At 39.4% G+C, this 2,827-nt stretch carries 1 protein-coding gene and 1 pseudogene; both read right to left on the bottom strand.

Going from position 1 to position 2,827, the window contains the following annotated elements:
- Positions 1-125: 125 nt before the first annotated feature.
- Positions 126-2,465: pseudogene (locus K1I44_RS14855) on the bottom strand (type I restriction endonuclease subunit R); the annotation flags it as partial.
- Positions 2,462-2,827, bottom strand: a 366-nt coding sequence (locus K1I44_RS14860; RefSeq protein ID WP_219986615.1) for a restriction endonuclease subunit S, incomplete at its 5' end; no start/stop codon positions are given. The pseudogene K1I44_RS14855 and the gene K1I44_RS14860, both read right to left, overlap by 4 nt.

Here is a 2,827-nt window from a genome sequence, read left to right on the forward strand (position 1 = left end):
CAACTGTAAATACAGCTTGTTGTACCGTCAACATGTGATTCACCTCCTTGTCTATCAATATTCACATCATAGACAGGAAAAGCAAAAAATATTCAGCTCACTTTATGATGTGGCTGAATAGTTACCTCGGAAATATCCATTTGTTCATCACGATATAACGTTTTTGCCATTTGCCGTACTTTCCCTAAAAACTTTAAGTCTTCTACATATGGAGAAGCTTCAGGGTTCGGTAAAATCATATCCATTCGTTTGGAAAACTCTTTAAACGCTTTTTCAAACTCGTGACGCACATCTTCAGGCTCTAATACTTGAACGCATGCATCGGCATCACTTCGGTTGATATAGTCAAAAAAGCTCATTGCTTTTCGGTGGGCTTGTTTTAACTTTGGCAACTCGCTTTCAATCGGCAACAACGCTCCTTGAATATCTTGTTTAGAGAAAATCGCTAACGCTTTTTCCAAAAATTTCGATACCCCAAAGTAGTCCACAATGAGTCCATATGTTTTTCCTTCATATGTACGATTTGTACGAGCAATTGCTTGAAGAAGGTTATGCTCTTTTAACGGTTTATCTAAGTACATAACTTGCTCGATTGGTGCGTCAAAGCCTGTGAGAAGCTTATCACAAACAATTAAAATCGCTAGTTTATCTTCTTCAAATGGCTTTTTGAATCGCTCAATTAATTGCTTTTCTTCTTCACGAGAAAGGGAGTAGTCTTTTAATAGTTCATTGTTTTTGTCTTCTTGTCCTGTTGAAATAATTAATGCTGTTTCATATTTTCCATTAATGAGTTCATCTAGCTTTTGTTTATAAATCGCCGCCGCTTCACGGTTCACCGCCACCACTTGCGCTTTAAAACCGTTTGGTAAGATATAATTTTCAAAGTGTTCTACAATATCTAAAGCAATCTGCTCAATGCGGCTCGGAGCGGCTAAGATTGCTTCTTCCTTTGCATATTTCTTTTTAATACGCTCACGGTCTTCTTCGCTATAATCACTAAATTTACGATCAAATAAGCGATCTAGTGACTCGCCTTGTAAATGAAGGTTGACCATTCGAGCTTCGTAGAAGATTGGAACGGTTGCTCCATCATCGACCGCTTGCTCAATCGTATATTTGTCAATATAAGAACCGAACGTTCGTGTTGTACTTTTATCTTCTTTATCGATCGGTGTTCCTGTAAAGCCGAGATAACATGCATTCGGTAAGCCTTTCCGCATGTTCATCGCTAGACCTTTATATTGCGTACGGTGCGACTCGTCGACTAACACAAAAATATTTTCCGACCTTGAAAGTTCTGGATACTCGTCTTGCTCCTTATCTGGTTGGAACTTTTGCACAAGCGTCATAATCGTGGATCCCGGACCTTGCTGTAATAACCTTTTCAAATCTTTGACGCTTTCCGCTTGTTGCGGATTCGGGAAACCGCACTTACGGAATGTTTTTGTAATTTGATCATCTAAGTCTTTGCGGTCGGTGACAACGACAATCGTTGGGTTTTGCAACTCTTTAATTCTTCTAAGTTTTACAGCTAAATATAACATTGTTAACGATTTACCTGAACCTTGTGTATGCCAAATCACCCCGCCGCGATCTTTTGGTGTTTTTGCATGTAAAATGCGATGAATCGCTTTATTGACAGCACGGAATTGTTGATAGCGGGCAATCTTTTTAATCACCCGTCCGCCATCGACTTCAAAAACGATGAAGTTTTGGATCAAATCAAGCAAGTTTTCTTTTGCTAACATCCCTGCAACTAAGATGTCTTGTTTTGTTGGAGAGTCGCCAAGTTCAGTCACCGTTCTTGGATACGGATCTTTCCACTCGCCGTAATGTTGCACTTTTGCACCAATCGTTCCCGCTTTTGCACGATAATTGCTTGTCGCAATCATAAACTGGTTATAGTAAAAAAGTTGCTCATGAGTTTCTTGATAGCGGCGTAATTGATTGACCGCTTTTGAAATTTGCGTATCTTCTTGTAACGTTGGACTTTTACATTCGACGACGACTAAAGGCAATCCGTTCACAAAGATAACGAGATCAGGGCGAATCGTCCCTCTTGCATCTTGAATACGGAACTGGTCAACAACAAGAAATTCGTTGTTATAAGGGTTATCAAAATCAATGAGTTTAACAGTCTGATTCTTTTTCCCTTTTCCTAAATCTTGTTGAATCGAAATATAGTTCACAAGCATTTCATGGAACTTTTCATTCGCTTGCATTAACCCTGTCGCTTCGATATGAGTGAGATTGTAAATGATGCGAACAAGGTTATTATCATCAATCCAAGGATTTAACCGCTGAATCGCTTTTTTTAACCGTTCCTTCAAAATGACTTCACTTAATGAATCACGTTCAGACTCAAGAGCTGAGCCTGGTACATGCTCATAGCCCAACTCTTGAAGCTGATGAATCAAACGTTTTTCTACAAGATTTAATTCATTCCATTCACTTGCGGCGGTCACTGTGACATCACCTCATCATCGACTTTCACCCGGACTTTGCCTGTTAATAGGACTTGCATGAGACCTTTTTTGATTGTTTGAAGTTGATTCTTCCATCTTTTTTCGTGATCTATCTTCTTATCGTAATTGTATAAAATTTCACCTATTTTCTTTTGTTCATCTATAGGTGGTAAAGCAATCGTTAACTCTTGTTCAAATACTTCTTTGGGAACACGTTGGCGACCTGTTGTTCCCGTCATGTAACTATTCACCCCAGTGCTAGTGTATAAAAAAGCCCAGCACAAATAGGGCATTTCGGTCATAGAAAATGCCCTAGGTAGCGGAAAGAACTCGATCGATCGTTTCGCCTGCCAACAGAAGAC

It is taken from the genome of Anoxybacillus sp. ST4 (genome assembly GCF_019448545.1).
Classification (GTDB): domain Bacteria; phylum Bacillota; class Bacilli; order Bacillales; family Anoxybacillaceae; genus Anoxybacillus; species Anoxybacillus pushchinoensis.